This is a genomic window from Acinetobacter lwoffii (assembly GCF_024129115.1).
GTDB classification, from domain to species: Bacteria; Pseudomonadota; Gammaproteobacteria; order Pseudomonadales; family Moraxellaceae; genus Acinetobacter; species Acinetobacter lwoffii_T.
The window spans coordinates 77970-95704 of record NZ_JAMXXO010000001.1; the positions used below are offsets into that span (position 1 = coordinate 77970).

The following is a 17735-nucleotide window of genomic DNA, read 5'->3' on the forward strand; positions in this document are numbered from 1 at the left end:
CGGGTATGGACTTAGACTTGAGATATATAAGTCTGATGCGTCTTGTCTCGCACTAAATAAGCGGTTGCATCCTGCTCAGGAAGCGGTTTGGAAAATAAGTAACCTTGGGCAATATCACAGTCTAAATCACGTAGATATTCTAGCTGCTCTTCGGTCTCGATTCCTTCCGCGACCACGGTCATACCCATGGCTTTACCCATGGCCACCATGGCACTGACAATCGCTGCCTGCTTGTTTTCCCCAATCTTGCAAACAAAACTGCGATCAATTTTCAAGGTATCAATAGGAAAATCAGCAAGATAGGAGAGAGAGGAGTAACCTGTACCAAAATCATCTAGGGCAATATGAATATGTCGCTGTTTAATCTCATTGAGCAGGTTTTTGACCGCTTCCGAATTTTCGATTAAAGAAGATTCGGTAATTTCCAGCTCCAGGCTGGCGCCAGAAATCTGGTTATCTGCAATGGCCTGATCCAGATCATCGAGCAATTGACCACGACGCAATTGCTGCGCCACGATATTGACTGATACACAAATATGATTAAAACCCAGATCATTCCATTGGCGAATCTGTTTAGCGGCCTGCTGGATCACCAGACGACCAATGTCTGAAATCAGGCTAGTTTGTTCCGCTAACGGGATAAACAGCCCAGGTGCAATAATGCCTTTTTCTGGATGGTTCCAGCGAATCAGTGCTTCAAAGCCATAAATGCTTTGATCGCTGAAATTGATTTTGGGCTGATAATATACCACCAGTTCATTATTCTGGATCGCTTTACGCAAATCCCGTTCCAGAAAAACTCCTTTGTTCTGTAATGAATGATTTTCACTGCAATAAAAATGAATGGTGTTGCCACCGAGATTTTTGGCTTCGTTCAATGCCTGTTCGGCGCAGTTATTCAAATAATCCAGTTGACGGCCATGATCCGGATAAAATGCCACGCCCATAGACAGGGTAATCACATGATCCTGACCATAAATATTGAATGGTCTGCTAAAGGCCTGAGCGATGCGTTCACAATGGTGCTGAACTGAAGGGCGAATATGTGAGATTTCATAGAGAATCGCAAAATCATCACCATTTAGATGTGCCACAAACAGCGCTTCTGCATTGGTCATGCGCAGGCGCTGCGCTACCTGACGTAAAAGTTCATCACCGCCATTATTGGACAGATATTCATTCAATGGGCGGAAACGGTCGATGTTGAGTCGAATCACCGCCATCTCTTTAATCGAGTCTTTTTGCGAAACCAGATATTGATGCAACTGATAATTATAATAGAAACGGTTCGGTAAATCGGTCAGCGTGTCGTAATTTTCCAGATAGGACAGGCGCTGTTCCTGTAATTTACGTTCAGTCAGATCTGAGACAATGCCAATATAATGGGTAATCCGGCCTTCATCATCAGTCACGGCATTAATATGCAGCCATAAGGTGGATTCTTTGCCAGACAGAAATTTGGCATAAACCTCTCCATCATAAGAGCCAATTTTCTGGATCTGTTTGACAATATTGGCCTGAAAAGTACGTTGCTGAGATTTGTTTTGCACCGCAATATCAAATAAGGATTTACCGATAATCTCGTCACGCTCAAAACCGCTCAGGTATTCGTAGTGAGGATTGACATCGATATAATCCAAATCAGGATTCAGAATGAAAATGCCTTCCGCAGCCTGTTCCAGTACACTAGCCACCAGCTTTAAACGTTCTTGAGACAGACGTTCCTGCTGAATATCACGACGGATACCGACCATGCGCAAGGGTTTTTTATTTTTAGGATCACGACTGATCACCCGGCCAATATCATGCACCCAACTCCAGCCACCTTCACTGAGCTTGATCCGGTAAGTAGCATCATAGCGGTCAATCTGGCCACGCAGATGCTGTTTCATATTGTGCTTAAAATAGTCCAGATCTTCAGGGTGAATCAGATGCTGTAATTGCAGATGGTGATCTTTGGAATCACGCAGAATCTTTTCGTCTTTATGATTGGTTAAGGTGATGCAGCGCTCTTGAATATTCCAGTCCCATGGCCGAATACCGGCAATTTCATGTGCAAGTTCTAGGTTTTGCTGTTGATTTTTCAGATCATGATTGATCTGTTCAATATCATAGGTACGTTCCCGTACTTTTTGCTCCAGCAATTGATTGCTGAGCTGTAATTGCAGTTCAATATCTTTGGATTTATTGACTTCAGTTTTGAGTTGCTGACACAGTTCATCAGTCCAATGCACTTGCTGTTCTGCATTTTTCACCAGAATATCATTTTCCGCGTACAGACGTGAGGTGCGGCTGTGAATTCGATAACTACTTGTCGCGCACAGCAGAATCACTATGAGCGCAAAGTTTAAGGCCAGACCAAAAAAGGGATTGGAATGACCGACATGGTCAAGCTGCGACAGTAAAAAAGGGAATAAGGACGGCAAAAAGACCAGACAAAAATAGCTCAGTTTCTGGGTCAGGTAGGTCAGGCCAAATGCTTGGCTTACAATCAGCAACAAGGCAGACAAGGTCAGTGCTTCAATATCTTCAAATACAGGATTGGCCTGCGGCAAATAGTAATAAATTGTATAAATACCGGCCGCGATACAGCTTCCGACTGCAAGGCTCTGCATCTGTAACCAGCGGTGCGCGCTTTTCTGATTATATTGTTCGGGTTTGAAATACAGCGTATTCACCAGCCAGCACATGCTGACCAGAAGTTCTGTCAGAATAAACCAGGTATTAAAATACGTATTAGAAGGACTATATTGAATGTGATAAATACAAAAAATATAGAGGCAAATCACCATGATACTGAGCAAAAAATAGCGACTATGGCGAAGCGTATTCGCAATTTGAGCATCATGCAAATGCTGCTGAATATAGTCGTGCTCATTATCAACCATGTGATTCAATGCCTGTATTCATCCTAAACGGTTTTCGTCCTTGTACATTGTTATTATAGAAACTCCAAGAAGTGTGTGAAATCAATTAATAAATGTTTATTATTCTTTAGTCGAGATTAGATGCCTTAAAAATAAAAATCAACAAAATTAAAGGCAAATTTTTACTCATCCGATGAATTAAAGCACATAATTTAAAATTGACAGAGCAACAACAGGAGCGGTTTCGGTACGCAGGACACGCTCGCCGATACACCAGTTGAGAAAACCTTTTTGATTTGCGGTACTAATTTCCGCCTCACTCAGGCCACCTTCGGGGCCAATCAGCAGGGCAAGATCTAAAGTCGCATCTGCCAGTACATCTGTTTCATCTTTATTGGGTGCTAAAACCAGTTTGGTGTTCGGAAGTTCAGTATCCAGCCATTTTTCAAGTGACATGGGCGCTAAAATTTCAGGCACAATGTTTAGACCACATTGTTCACAAGCCGCAATAGCAATGCCTTGCCAGTGATCCAGCTTTTTCTGGTCGCGATCATACTTTAAACGCATTTCACAACGATCCGAAGTCAGCAGCTGAATTTCGGAAACGCCCAGTTCGACTGCTTTCTGAATCGCATAATCCATACGGTCGCCTTTACTCATCACCTGACCGAGCAAAGCCTGGAACTTTGGTGTGCGATTGGCAGGATTAAATGCATTGACCGAGACGGTGGCTGATTTTTTAGCAACCTCGGTTAAAGTCACGTCATATTCGCCACCCTGTCCATTGAACAGGGTCGCGCTTTCACCGACTTGCGCGCGTAAAACCTTTACCCAATGATGAAATACAGTTTCCGTAAGCTCAAGGCTGACATCAATAGTTAAATCAGCATCTATATAAAAACGTGGCATTGATCGTTCTACTCAAAAAATCGGTGAAATAAAGGGCTTAAGCTAAACCAAGATCGGTGACCAGCTGACGGGTCGGGTCAGTAGTATTCATGGTGTAGAAATGCAAGCTTGGCGCACCACCTGCAAGTAGACGCTCACAGAATTTAACCACAACTTCATGGCCAAAGGCTTTAATGCTGGCAGTATCGTCACCATAGGTTGCCAGTTGCTTGCGAATCCAGCGTGGAATTTCAGCACCAGTACCATCAGCAAAACGAATCAGATTGCTGGCATTGGTAATTGGCATGATGCCAGGTGCAACTGGAATATCGATTCCTGCTTTCTGGATACGATCTACAAAGTAAAAGTAAGCATCTGGATTGAAGAAAAATTGGGTTAAGGCCGCATTGGCACCGGCATTGACTTTATCAACAAAGTGCTGAATGTCTTTGTCAAAGCTTTCTGCCTGAGGATGCATTTCCGGATAAGCTGCGACTTCAATTTTAAAATGATCGCCTGAATGTTCACGGATAAAGCGGACCAGATCCTGTGCATAAGGCAATTCACCTAAACCGACCTGACCAGAAGGCAAGTCACCACGCAGGGCAACAATACGGTTAATGCCTTGAGATTTGTACAGGTCTAGAAGTTCAGCAATACGCGCTTTGTCATCGCCAATACAAGACAGGTGAGGGGCAACAGGTGCACCTTTGCCATTAAAGTCATTGATAGTAGACAGGGTGCGTTCACGAGTGGAACCACCAGCACCATAGGTCACAGAGAAGAATTCTGGGTTTAACAGTTGCAGTTCTTGATGCACAACTTTGAGTTTTTCCGCACCTACATCAGTTTTGGTTGGGAAGAATTCAAATGAAATTGGAATCTGTTTAGACATGTTCAAATCCTTTTTATAAATACTTGTAATTTTGGATTGCCCTCATCCTAACCTTCTCCCAAAGGGAGAAGGGACTTCCATTACGATAGTTAAAGTCTTTAAAACTTACCCTCTAACTATTTTCACAATAGAAGTTTCCCTCTCCTTTTAGGAGAGGGCTAGGGAGAGGTAAAAACAAAAATTAGTATTTATAAGCATCCGACTTGAATGGACCTTCAACTTGAACGCCTAAGTAATCCGCTTGTTCTTGAGTCAATTGAGTCAAGACACCACCGAAACCAGCAACCATCGCAGCAGCAACTTCTTCATCTAATTTCTTAGGAAGAAGTTCTACACGAATTTGTGCAGCTTTTTCAGATTCTGGAAGATCAGCAAATTTCTCAGCGAATAAATGCATTTGACCCAATACCTGGTTGGCAAATGAACCATCCATAATACGTGATGGGTGACCAGTCGCATTACCAAGGTTCACCAAACGGCCTTCAGAAAGAAGGATCAGGTAATCATTTTCATTTTCTGAACGATACACCTGGTGTACTTGAGGTTTAACTTCAACCCACTTGTAGCCACGTAGGTAAGCGGTATCAATTTCAGTATCAAAGTGACCGATGTTACAAACAACTGCGCCAGCTTTTAATGAATCAAGCATTGCAGCGTCACATACGTGGTAGTTACCTGTTGTAGTTACGATAAGGTCAGTGTTTTGAAGAAGGTCAACATTGATGTCTTCTTTCTTGCCTGTTTGTACGCCGTTTTTGTATGGAGATACAACTTCGTAACCGTCCATGCATGCTTGCATTGCGCAGATTGGATCAACTTCAGTTACGCGCACAATCATGCCTTCTTGACGAAGAGACTGAGCAGAACCTTTACCTACGTCACCATAACCGATTACAAGCGCACGACGGCCAGATAAAAGCATATCTGTACCACGTTTGATTGCATCGTTCAGTGAGTGACGGCAACCGTATTTGTTGTCGTTTTTAGACTTGGTTACTGAATCATTTACGTTGATTGCAGGAACTTTTAAAGTGCCATCACGAAGCATTTCGTACAGACGTTGAACACCTGTTGTTGTTTCTTCAGTTACACCGTGAATTTTTGCAATCACTTCTGGGTATTTTTCATGAACAAGTAGCGTTAAATCACCGCCATCGTCAAGAATCATGTTGGCATCCCAAGGCGTGCCATTTACATTAATTTGTTGTTCAAGACACCACATATATTCTTCTTCAGTTTCGCCTTTCCAAGCAAATACAGGAATGCCCGCAGCAGCGATTGCAGCAGCAGCATGGTCTTGAGTCGAGAAGATGTTACATGAAGTCCAGCGAACTTCTGCGCCCAATTCAACCAGCGTTTCAATTAAAACGGCAGTTTGAATGGTCATGTGGATACAGCCGAGAATTTTCGCGCCTGCAAGTGGTTTTACTGCCGAGTAGCGTTTACGCAGACCCATTAGGGCTGGCATTTCAGCTTCAGCAAGTTTAATTTCTTTACGGCCGTAATCAGCAAGTAAAATATCAGCAACTTTGTAATCTGTAAATGAAGCAGTAACCGCGTTCATCAGGATCTCCTAGGAAAAAATAGATTGGATCGTTCTGTTCGCGGATGCCGTTGTTGATCAGAACGAATGTCTGACCGATGGTCGAGCCTAGCGATTTTACATTTAGTGCCTGTAAAACGTCGCAGCATCCCTCGACTAGCGCAGTATTGTACTTGGAATCTAAACATGAGCCAAGTTGAAAAAGATAATATTATTTATTTTCTGTATTTTGAGCTTTTAATTGATCAAAAGCCTATCAATATAAATACGGTAAATTAAATGTTTTCTTTTAAGATTCTTTTGATTCTTCTGCATCATGTAGGAGGGAGTATGAGAGTTAAATAAAAAGCCCATCATTTGACGGGCTTTTCGTTTTATTTAGCTTCTTGCTCAGCAGCATCCGCTTTTTGGGTCCAGAACTCAGCTAGTTCTTCATCGCCATCTACACCTAAACCATTGGCATAAATAAAAGCAAGATCGCGCATGGCCTGAACTTCACCCCATGCCGCAGCCTGTTTGACTAAAGAAATTGATTTCTCTACATCTTTTTCAATCACGTCACCGCGACGGTAGAAACCGGCCAGCTCTAAAGTCGCAGCAGGGTGCTTCTCAATATTGGCCTTGCTTAACCAGTAATAGGCTAACTCAAAGTGAGCTTTAGATTCTTCCGGATCTTCTTCTGCTAATTCTTTGGCATACACGGTGTAACCTTCACCTAGCCAATACATTGCATCAACCAGTCCGCCGTTGGCAGCTTTCAACGCCCATTCTTCAGCAAGAATGATGTCATCATCATGCTCGCTTTGCATATACAGTTCAGCCAGTTCAAATTGCGCTTCAGCATTGCCGGCTAAGGCAAGATTGGTCAGGGCAGCAGGGGGAGAAACACGCTGGGTCATATCAACATCTCAAAAATATTGTGTGTAGACTAAAAGGTTTAAAGCAAAAAAGCCAATCCGAAGGCTAGCTTTTTAAAGAGATTGGTCAATCAAATGATTAGATCAAGCAAATAATCCCTGAGATCGAAGCGATGAACACACAGAACATTACGATCACTTTAATTTTACTTGCCAGATAGCTCAGACTTAAGCTGACCACCAGTGCTGCAAAAGTTAGACTACCCAGCCAGTAACTGATCATATTGCTGGCAAATCCTGTTAACAGACACAGAATCAGGGCAATTATGAGCAATACCCAACCCAGAATAGTCGCAAGTTGTGTTTTTTTAGGGTTGAGTTCTGTGTCAAAAATCTGTTTTTGATGTTTGGACATCGACATTGCAAGTGCAAAGAAACCCAGTGAAGTTAAAGCCCAAATCAATAAGAAGAACATCATGCCTGATTCTCCTTGAGAGCAGCCTTGGCTTTTTTAGAGGGTAAGCCTTTATGGTTTTTCACTTTTTTAAATGAAAACCAGAACAAGATCGCAAGCACCCACATGGCCAGATCAAAAGAAGTAATGACCCATTGACCATGCATAATGGTGTTCCAGATCGCTTGACCACCCGTCATAAAGTTCACAATTGGCAGCAAGGCAAATGCAGCAGTGGCGAGCAGTAATAGTTCCAGCCAGGCCTGATGATGAGTGCGAATCATGGCATACAGTAAAGTCAGCAACCAGACAATAAAGAAGCTACGAATTTCCCAGTTCAGACGCATCTCCATGTCTGCCAGAATAAAACGGTTGGCATAGAAATAGGCAGCACAGGCAACAGGTAAACCAATAATGGCAGCGATATTGGTGACTTCCACAAGACGATAACCAAACGATTTATAGCCTTGTTTCTGTTGCTGTGGTGCACGTTTGACACACCATAGAATCAAGCCGGTGGCAATCATCAAGGTACCCACCACACCTGACATGAACAATAACCAGCGTAACGCCAGATCTACGCCACGTGCTTCATGTAGTGTGGTGAACATGTTATAGATACCATTTGCGACTGAAGGCGTTTTCAGGGTGGTTTGATCCGGCTCTAAATCACCGGTCACACCATTGAAAGCAAGGCTCGGATAAACATTACGATAAGCTACGCTGACTCCGTTTAAGGCACGAAGCTCAATTTCTGCTTTTACGGTATTTGGCTGGATGATGGTTATCGTGCCAACCGGGTTGTTTTTCCATTCTTTCTTTGCTGTTGCCAAGATCGGATTCAGATCGGTTGACGGTGCAGGAGGTGCAGCTTGCATTTCATCACGAGAGCGGCGACCTTCACTGCGTGCAGACATTTCACCGCGCTCGCCACGATTTTCTCTCTCAGCTTGCGGTCGACGTTCTTTGCTCTCACTATGGCTTTCACGGGATTCAGCCTGAATACTGTTGTCTTGAACCAAACTCTTACGTTGATCCTGAAGGAAAGCACCACGATTTTCATAAATCTGGTTTACGCCCCAGGGCATGAGGGTAAAAAGCAATAATAATAAGCCACTGAAGGTAATCATGATGTGAAAGGGCAGGGCAAATACCGCAGTAGCATTGTGTGCATCCAACCATGAACGCTGACCTTTGCCGGGACGGAAAGTAAAAAAATCCTTGAAAATTTTCTTATGGGTAATGACACCGCTGATGATTGCCACCAGCATGAGCAGGGTCGCAACGCCGACCATCCAGCGCGCCCAGATTCTTGGCAAACCATACAATTCAAAGTGGAAACGGTATAAGAATGAACCACCGCGTGTTTCACGCGCTTGCAAAACTTCGCCGGTGGCGCTGTCAATCGTCACGCGGGTACCGCCACGACGGGCACGTGGATCTTCGCTGGCACTACGAATAGTCAGGGTGGTAGTATTTTGGCGTGAGTTAGGAAGCTGGATTGCCCAGCTGCCAGCATCCGGATGGTGCTGTTGCAGATAAGCCAGTGCCACACGGGTTTGTTCGATTTGAGTCTTTGGTGGAACTGATTGATGAAATTCCGGTTTCATCCAGACGGTAATTTCGTTCTGGAAAAAGCTTAAGGTTCCGGTCAAGAAAATCGCATATAAAAGCCAGCCTAAAATCAGACTGGCCCAGGTATGCAACCACGACATCGACTGGCGTGGACCTTCGGGTTTTGCATCTACTCTCATCTCAATTTCCTAAAAGCTTATAGGCGATATAGAGTAAAACACCGGGAATCGCGATCCCGAGCGTAGCTTTGAGCGTCTTATTCACCATAAATACCCAGATAAATGCAGCAGCATTCAAGCTAAAGCCAATCAGGGTGGCGGACATGGCTGCACTGCTTCCACTGTCGATAAAAAGCTGGGCAATCACGATCGTTGCCAGTGTAGCCAGTAGATAACCGCCAGCACCCGCCAGAATAAAGCGATATAAAATCATCTCACGATAAGCCAGCATATTTGCTTTGACTTTATTTTTGCTTGATGGTTTCGGTGCAGTAACTGTTCCAGTCGCTATGGCTTGCATATTCGGACTATTCATCATCGAAAATTCTATTTACAAACTTATGAAGTAATTAATGATAATGATAACAATTATTGTTTAGATTTTAAATATGGGTTGTTGAACTATTTATATGAAAAATAAGTAAAACTGGAAGTTAAGTTAAAAAAGAGAGGGGAGAAGGGAATTAAAAAAGATCAAAATGTAAGGCTTACAAATACAAACAGCGACTCGAAGGCCGCTGTCTAAACTTCATTTATTCACGATTAGTCTTGCTGAATACCTGCAACCACCCAGTCCTGATTTGAACCTGCTGGTTTGGTGAAATGCCAGATTTCTGCGAACGGTTGCGGCAAGCTGTTTAAGTCTTCGCTTACCGTACCTGTAAAGCGTACGCTGACAATATACTGGCCATTGTCAGTCGATGAGTCGACGACCATCGCATTCAGATTTGAAAACTCGGCAACATCCTGATCCTGATTGCTCATGATGTCGTTATACATTGACTGATAAAGTTCAGGAGTCAGATAACGCTGAATTTCAGAAATGTTGCTTGCTGTATTCATGGACTGAATATGGTTAAAACGCTGACGCGCTACACGCAAGAATGCTGCAGGTTCAGTACCATCCGGTAACTGGCTGCCACTTTGGGTATAAGCTGCACCAAAAGGCGCGTTATTTACCGGAGCAGAACCGAACGGAGCATTGTTGCTTGACGTTTGACCACCCACATTCTGACCAAAAATATTGGTACTGTCACCACCGCGAGGTGCAGTCGGTGCCTGACCAAAAGGTGCTGTATTACCAGCACCGCTATTTGGTGCGTATGGGTTAGAAGCTACTTTTTTTTTTGCGCCCATCTTACGGAAAATGAAGAAGGCAACAGCAGCAGCAAGAAGGATCCAGATCCAGCCCGGAATACCACCTTTTTCCTCTTCGGCTTGAGCAGCCTGAGCTTCAGATGCTGCTACACTTTGATCATCCGCCAAGGCATTGGCAGCAACTGCACCAATCGCAGCACCGGCTACACCTGCGGCCACCATGCCGCCGACACCCGGACCAGATTTTTGCTGGGTTGCAGCACCGGCAACTGGCGCTTGTTGAGCAGGCGCAGCTTGACGAGGTTGTTGATAAGATTGAGTAGGTTGTGCAGAACGTTGCATGCCGTGACTTTTACCGCCACCGGCACGTTTTGCTTCAGCTGCAAAAGGCGCAACCAATAAAACTGCTGTCAAGATACCTGTGATCAAACCGCGCTGTCGAACTTCCATTCATTTTTCCTATGAGAATAAAACCTGTTTGTACAGTCTATTTATATAGGCTTTGTGTGGAATTTCAATCAAAAATCTGTATTTTTTTGCTCTTTATACCAAATAGGCCAGTTTACAGTTAGTTGAGTTCATCACTCAGCGCCATCGCCTCGCTCAAGGCTTCATGTAAACGCGCAACTGCAATAATTTGCACGCCTTCAATGGATTTTTGCGGTGCATTGCCGCGAGGGACAATAATGTATTTAAAACCATGTTTAATCGCTTCTTTCAGCCGTTCCTGACCATTTGGCACAGGACGAATCTCTCCAGACAGTCCGACTTCCCCAAAAACCGCCAGCTGTTGCGGTAAGGCTTTGCCACGAATGCTGGAAGCACAGGCGAGAAGTACCGCCAGATCCGAACCAGTTTCGGTAATTTTCAAACCACCGACGATATTGACATAAACATCCTGGCCGGAGGTTTGCACACCACCATGCCGATGCATGACTGCAAGGAGCATATTTAGACGGTTCTGATCCAGGCCAAGCGCTACACGTCGTGGCTGACCGTGCGCATCATCGACCAGCGCCTGAACTTCAACCAAGAGCGGGCGCGTACCTTCACGGCTGATCATTACAATTGAGCCGGGAATGGCTTCATCATAACGGCTTAAAAAGATGGCTGAAGGATTAGATACTTCGCGTAGACCTTTGTCGGTCATGCCGAACACACCGAGTTCATTAACCGCACCAAAACGGTTTTTGACCGCTCGGATCATTCGGTAACGTGAATCCGACTGGCCTTCAAAATACAGCACACAGTCGACCATATGTTCCAGTACACGTGGGCCGGCCAGTGCGCCTTCTTTGGTTACATGACCGACCAGAAACAAAGATGTGCCGCTATTTTTGGCAAAACGGGTCAGCAGGGCCGCTGATTCACGAATCTGCGAAACACCGCCCGGTGCAGACTGAAGGGTTTCGGTATACAGGGTTTGGATCGAGTCTAGAATGGCTACCGCAGGACGTTGCTGGGCCAGCACTTCACAGATACGTTCGACACAGGTTTCTGCCATGACTTTGAGCTGGTCAGTCGGCAGATCCAGACGCTGGGCACGTAAAGCCACCTGAGACAAGGATTCCTCACCGGTCACATACAGGGCCGGATTTTTGGCAGACGCCATGTGTGTGGCTGTTTGTAGCAAAATGGTAGATTTACCAATCCCGGGATCACCGCCGATCAGAACCACTGAACCCGTTACCAGTCCGCCACCCAGAACTCGGTCAAACTCACTGATACCGGTCGGTAAGCGTGTTTCATGCGAGACTGAGACCTGATTTAAGGTGGTGATTGTCGATGCCTGACCTGCATATCCACCCGCGATTTTTGGCTGAGCCCGATGTGTAACCGCAGGTGCAATGGTCACCTCAACCAGGCTGTTCCATTCCCCGCATTCAGAACACTGCCCCGACCATTTTGGATGATCGGCACCACATTGTTCACAACGATACACACTTTTTGCTTTAGCCATATTTGAAGATGAAGCGATTGAAATTGAGTGACAGCATAGCGGTGAATGCCATCGAAAACCAAGTCTTTCACTTGAAAAATCATGGTTTTTACGACAAGTCTTGTCGTTTTTATTTATGCTGATTTGAATGCTGTGCGTCAACGCCGTCTATAATGCCCATCTTGTTATGCTAGAATGGAACAGATCTTGTCACAATTGTTGAAACATATTGATGCGATCGCACGCGAAAAAAACCGTGATGTGCTGTTTGTGCATTTTGATCATTATGTCCATCCAGATCGGGACACAAACTCGGTTCGCCAGATTTTGATCGGCTGGCTAGAGCAACAGGGCATTGTCTATATGCCGTGTTTAGGTGTGGATCAAACCGTCCATAGTGAAATCTACCTAGGTGGTCTTTATCTGGATGTACCTTTTGATTTGCATCATAAAACCTATCAAAAATTGAGTGGGTATCTGGAAGATGAACAGGGCAATATGAAAATTAAAGGCATTCAGTTTTTTGTTTTATCTTTGGGACTAGCACTGGAGCTTGAATCTGAGTGGGACAAGCTGGCTTGTAGTGGTTTACGTTGCTAAAATTTCATAATGAAAAATGGGAAAACTGAAGTATAAAAAAGCCACGATTTACGTGGCTTTTTTATATGTGAATTGAATATTTACACAACTTATCAATTAATAAAGTTCACCAGATTTACGTCTTGCAATGAAGTCTTTCGATTCTTTGGCAATGACGCCAGACAGTAATAATAATGCGATTAAGTTCGGAACCGCCATGAGCCCATTAAAGGTATCGGCGAAGAGCCAAACCAGATCAAGGGTCGCCACACAGCCAATAAATACCGAAGCGATATAAATAATGCGATAGGGCAGCACAAACTTCTCACCGAGCAAATAAGTGGCACATTTCTCGCCATAGTAGCTCCAACCCAAGATGGTGGAATAAGCAAAGAAAATAATCCCGAGGGTCACAATCCAGCCGCCGATCCCAGGCAACAGTTTGTCAAACGCGCTGATGGTCAATACTGCGCCGGTCTGGTCACCGAATGAGTTGCCGGCCATGATATAACCCATCACCAGTACAATACCGGTAATCGAACAGACGATAATCGTATCAATAAAGGTACCAGTCATAGACACCAGACCTTGACGCGCCGGATGATCGGTTTTCGCTGCTGCGGCCGCAATCGGTGCAGAACCCATGCCAGCTTCGTTGGAGAATACACCACGTGCTACACCATAACGAATCGCTGCACCAATCGCACCGCCCACTGCGGCTTCACCGGTAAAGGCATAGCTGAAGATCATTTTTAGTGCCGGCATGACCAGTTCCAGATTATTTAAAATAATAATCAGACCGCCAGCAACATAACCCACTGCCATAATCGGCACGATCACAGAAGAAGTTTTGGAAATCGATTTGATCCCGCCCAAAATCACCAGTGCTGAAAAGGCAGTAATAATAATACCTGTTATCCAGGTCTCAATGCCCATACTGTTCTGTACCGCCAGCGCTACAGTATTGGACTGGACCGAACTGCCGATGCCAAAAGAAGCCAGAGTGCCGAACAAGGCGAAAATCAGCGCCAGCCATTTCCATTTCAGACCCCGCTCGATGTAGTACATCGGACCACCGGACATTTCACCTTTCTCATTTTTAACTCGGTATTTGACTGCCAGAACACCTTCGCCATATTTGGTCGCCATACCAAACAGGGCGGTCATCCACATCCAGAACACGGCGCCCGGACCACCGAGGACACAGGCAGTGGCTACGCCGGCAATATTACCAGTACCAATCGTGGCAGAGAGTGCGGTCATGAGTGAAGCGAATTGGGAAATGTCCCCTGAATGGTCAGGATGCTTGCCAAAGACCTGTTTAAAGGCGAGGGGCAACATGCGGAACTGCCAGAACAATAAACGGAAGGTGAGGAATATCCCGGTACCGACAATCAGTACCAACATATAAGGGCCCCAGACCCAGCCGCTTAAAGTTTCCATTAAACTTTGTAAATTTTGCATAAAATTCTTCTTATTGATCCATGTCTGTGTAGTTCGAGGTATTGATTAAAAAGCAATTGCTATGCCAGATGCATTCATCCTAAATGCATAAATTGGCTGAATAGTGTTTTATTTTTTACACAGTTTTAAAAATTTGACAAGAAATTACTGGAATCTTTCAGGTCAAAAATAAAGCAAAAATGTAACTGGAGAGCGATATAAGAAAAATAAATTAACTTCTTCAATTAATCAGGAAATACAAATGATGCAAATTTTATTTTTGTATTCAGCATTTTTTACGTTAATTTGTCGCGAGTAAAACTCAAAGTTGTAATTAATAATGTCAGAAAAATATAACAATTCATCGGCAGAGCACGGTGAATTAAAGCGGAGTTTGTCCAATCGGCACCTACAGTTAATTGCCATTGGGGGAGCCATTGGAACCGGCCTGTTTATGGGTTCGGGTAAAACCATCAGTCTTGCAGGTCCTTCGATTCTGGTGATTTATATGATCATCGGTTTTATGGTCTTTCTGGTGATGCGTGCATTGGGTGAGCTGTTACTCTCCAATTTACAATATAAATCATTTATTGATTTTGCCACGGATCTGATCGGGCCTTGGGCCGGATACTTTGTTGGCTGGACCTACTGGTTGTGCTGGATTACCATCGGGATCGCGGATCTGTCAGCCATTATTTACTATCTGCAATTCTTCAATAATGGCTTGCCCTTTAGCCCTGAAGAAGGCGTCATGATCAGTGTTGCCGCGATTGTGTTTATCATGGGGCTGAATCTGGTCACGGTAAAACTGTTTGGTGAAATGGAATTCTGGTTTGCCCTGGTCAAAATTATCGCCATTGTGGTGCTGATTGCTGTTGGTCTGTGGATGGTGTTTACTGGCTTTACCAATGATGTTGGTACGGTCGCATCCTTTAGTCATATCTGGGAGCATGGCGGTTTGTTCCCAACGGGTGCCATGGGCTTCCTGGCCGGTTTCCAGATTGCCATCTTTGCCTTTGTGGGGGTGGAACTGGTGGGGACTACCGCGGCTGAAACCAAAGATCCGGAAAAGAACCTGCCAAAAGCGGTGAACTCTATTCCGATCCGTATCATTATTTTCTATGTTTTGGCACTGCTCATTGTGATGTCAGTAACTCCATGGAACCAGATTGACCCGAATGTTTCGCCCTTTGTAAACCTGTTCAGTCAGGCTGGCATTGCAGCGGCTGCGATTATCATGAACCTGGTGGTATTGTCCTCGGTGATGTCATCGATGAACAGTGGCGTATTCTCGACCAGCCGTATGCTGTTTGGCCTGTCGCGTGAAGAGCAGGCACCGGTTGCCTTTGGTCGCTTGAACCGTCGCGCAGTGCCTGCAAATGCCCTGTATTTTTCTGCCGTGTGTTTGTTGCTGGGTGCAGCACTTCAGTATTTTGTTCCGGATACCGTTCGGGCCTTTACCTTGGCAACGACTTTATCCACGATTCTGTTTATTTGTGTCTGGATCATCATTATCTGGAGCTATATCGTGTATTACAAAACACGACCAGAGCTGCATGCCAAATCGACCTTTAAATTACCAGGTGGTTTAGTGACCTGTTGGATCGTGATTATCTTCTTCCTGAGCATGATCGTGGTCTTAGCGCTGGAAGAGGATACTCGCCAGGCACTGATGATCAGTCCGATCTGGTTTATCCTGCTAATCATTGGCTATTTTGGTTTCTATAAACAGAAACATAAATAAACCTTATCAATAAAAACGTCAGCGATCTGCTGGCGTTTTTTTTTGTCTAAAGATACTCTCTAGCGTTTAACGCTTGGGTCATGCCGAATGATCGCGTTATACTTCATCGAAACTATTACATTAGGTGGTCAGATGCGCCAAGTCATTTGCTACATCAGTATCTTAGCGACGGGTCTTGCTCTTGCAAGTTGTGGACAGTCAGGTGCTTTGCACTTGCCGAATGATCCGAATTACGACAAGCGTGCCAAGTACCTGTTATACAAAAATACTGAAACTGAGCCTAAAGCGTCCGATGAAGAACGCGAGGCACCTGTGCAACAACAGTTTGCTGCACCTACCGATTCAGACGTTAAAACCACACCATAACGCTTTCACAGAAAGGATACCTTCATGAGTTTCACCCGCATTAATGGGGTATTGCATGCTGAGCAATGTTCATTACAACAGCTCGCGGAGCAATTCGGCACACCACTCTATGTTTATTCTAAAGCCACTTTGGAAAAGCATTTTTTAGATATGGACCGTGCTTTTGATTTTATCGACCATCAAATCTGTTTTGCGGTAAAGTCCAACTCTAATCTTGCGGTATTGAATGTATTGGCCAAACAGGGTGCCGGTTTTGATATTGTGACTGGTGGTGAATTGGCGCGTGTGCTGAAAGCCGGTGGTGATGCATCGAAAATTGTATTTTCGGGTCTAGGTAAATCTGAAGCGGATATCAAAAAAGCGCTAGAAGTTGGCATTGCCTGTTTCAACGTGGAATCTTATGCCGAGCTGGATCGTATCCAGAAGGTTGCGGCTGAATTAAATATCAAAGCGCCGATTTCATTACGTGTGAATCCTGATGTCGATGCCAAAACCCATCCTTATATTTCAACCGGCTTAAAAGAAAATAAATTCGGTATTCCGTCTGATAGCGTGTTTGAAACTTATCAATATGCAGCGTCATTGCCAAATCTGGATGTGGTTGGGATTGACTGCCATATCGGTTCACAGCTGACTGAAACCCAGCCATTTGTGGATGCACTGGATCGTGTCATTGTGATGATCGACCAGTTAAAAGAGCTGGGCATTCACCTCAAACACATCGATATCGGCGGTGGTCTGGGTGTGACGTATAAAGATGAAACCCCGCCGTCGGTTGAAGAATATGCCAATGCGCTACGTCCAGCTTTAGAAAAATTGGGCTTGAAAGTGTATATGGAACCGGGACGTAGTATCTCTGCCAATGCAGGTGTGCTGCTGACTAAAGTGGATCTATTAAAACCAACGAATCACCGTAATTTCGCGATTATTGATGCTGCGATGAATGACCTGATTCGTCCTGCTTTATATGAAGCATGGATGGACATTCAATCTGTTACACCTCGTACCGATATCGAAACGAAAGAATGGGATGTCGTGGGTGCAATTTGTGAAACTGGTGATTTCCTGGGTAAAGAGCGCGAGCTTGCGATCAAGGAAAATGATGTGCTGGCTGTACTTGGCGCTGGTGCATACGGTTTTGTGATGAGCTCAAACTACAACAGCCGTGGTCGTGCTGCTGAAGTAATGGTCGACGCTGATCAGGCGCATTTGATTCGTGAACGTGAAACGATTGAATCACTCTGGGAACGTGAGCGTTTATTGCCTTAA

General features: G+C 44.7%; 15 protein-coding genes. 4 read left to right on the forward strand and 11 right to left on the reverse strand.

Going from position 1 to position 17735, the window contains the following annotated elements; all coding sequences use genetic code 11:
* Positions 1-11 precede the first annotated feature (11 nt).
* The 10 genes from NI470_RS00380 to radA form a co-directional block, all read right to left on the reverse strand.
* A complete protein-coding gene (locus NI470_RS00380) occupies positions 12-2888 on the reverse strand; it encodes a putative bifunctional diguanylate cyclase/phosphodiesterase (protein WP_253147609.1) in 2877 nt (958 codons plus the stop codon).
* Positions 2889-3065: 177 nt separating this feature from the next.
* Positions 3066-3776 (reverse strand): 16S rRNA (uracil(1498)-N(3))-methyltransferase, encoded by a 711-nt coding sequence (locus NI470_RS00385; protein WP_153567119.1) that lies wholly within the window; start codon positions 3774-3776, stop codon positions 3066-3068.
* A gap of 37 nt (positions 3777-3813) precedes the next feature.
* Positions 3814-4650 carry a methylenetetrahydrofolate reductase [NAD(P)H] gene (metF, locus tag NI470_RS00390; protein WP_153567118.1) on the reverse strand — a complete coding sequence of 279 codons (837 nt, stop codon included), beginning with the start codon at positions 4648-4650 and terminating at the stop codon, positions 3814-3816.
* 181 nt (positions 4651-4831) lie between these two features.
* Positions 4832-6214: an adenosylhomocysteinase gene (ahcY, locus tag NI470_RS00395; protein ID WP_153567117.1), complete on the reverse strand. Its 1383-nt coding sequence runs from the start codon at positions 6212-6214 to the stop codon at positions 4832-4834.
* A 353-nt stretch (positions 6215-6567) separates the two neighbouring features.
* Positions 6568-7092, reverse strand: a complete 525-nt coding sequence (locus NI470_RS00400) for a tetratricopeptide repeat protein (protein ID WP_153567116.1) — start codon at positions 7090-7092, stop codon at positions 6568-6570.
* A gap of 97 nt (positions 7093-7189) precedes the next feature.
* The gene (locus NI470_RS00405; protein WP_153567007.1) at positions 7190-7528 is read right to left on the reverse strand and encodes a DUF3325 domain-containing protein; all 339 of its coding nucleotides are present in this window, start codon (positions 7526-7528) and stop codon (positions 7190-7192) included.
* Positions 7525-9258, reverse strand: coding sequence for a PepSY-associated TM helix domain-containing protein (locus NI470_RS00410; RefSeq protein ID WP_153567006.1), 1734 nt, complete (start codon positions 9256-9258; stop codon positions 7525-7527). The genes NI470_RS00405 and NI470_RS00410 overlap by 4 nt, the downstream gene beginning before the upstream one ends.
* 1 nt (position 9259) lies before the next feature.
* Complete coding sequence (locus NI470_RS00415; RefSeq protein ID WP_153567005.1) at positions 9260-9616, reverse strand: hypothetical protein; 357 nt, start codon at positions 9614-9616, stop codon at positions 9260-9262.
* A gap of 224 nt (positions 9617-9840) precedes the next feature.
* Positions 9841-10845, reverse strand: coding sequence for a Tim44 domain-containing protein (locus NI470_RS00420; protein ID WP_004731819.1), 1005 nt, complete (start codon positions 10843-10845; stop codon positions 9841-9843).
* A gap of 118 nt (positions 10846-10963) precedes the next feature.
* Complete coding sequence (gene radA, locus NI470_RS00425) at positions 10964-12355, reverse strand: DNA repair protein RadA (protein ID WP_153567004.1); 1392 nt, start codon at positions 12353-12355, stop codon at positions 10964-10966.
* 174 nt (positions 12356-12529) lie between these two features.
* On the opposite strand from radA, the gene NI470_RS00430 reads away from it, so the two are divergent.
* Positions 12530-12934: a hypothetical protein gene (locus NI470_RS00430; protein WP_005106372.1), complete on the forward strand. Its 405-nt coding sequence runs from the start codon at positions 12530-12532 to the stop codon at positions 12932-12934.
* Positions 12935-13030: 96 nt separating this feature from the next.
* Here NI470_RS00430 and NI470_RS00435 read toward each other — a convergent pair whose 3' ends face one another.
* Positions 13031-14377 carry an alanine/glycine:cation symporter family protein gene (locus NI470_RS00435; protein ID WP_004645720.1) on the reverse strand — a complete coding sequence of 449 codons (1347 nt, stop codon included), beginning with the start codon at positions 14375-14377 and terminating at the stop codon, positions 13031-13033.
* Between the two features lie 319 nt (positions 14378-14696).
* Between NI470_RS00435 and NI470_RS00440 the strand changes: the two genes are divergently transcribed.
* The 3 genes from NI470_RS00440 to lysA all read left to right on the forward strand — a co-directional run bounded on the left by NI470_RS00440 (position 14697) and on the right by lysA (position 17735).
* Positions 14697-16100 (forward strand): amino acid permease, encoded by a 1404-nt coding sequence (locus NI470_RS00440; protein WP_004731814.1) that lies wholly within the window; start codon positions 14697-14699, stop codon positions 16098-16100.
* 132 nt (positions 16101-16232) lie between these two features.
* On the forward strand, positions 16233-16466 hold the full coding sequence (lptM, locus tag NI470_RS00445; RefSeq protein WP_005252493.1) for an LPS translocon maturation chaperone LptM: 234 nt from the start codon (positions 16233-16235) through the stop codon (positions 16464-16466).
* A 24-nt stretch (positions 16467-16490) separates the two neighbouring features.
* Entirely contained in the window at positions 16491-17735 is a 1245-nt protein-coding gene (gene lysA / locus NI470_RS00450) for a diaminopimelate decarboxylase (protein ID WP_153567003.1), read from the forward strand.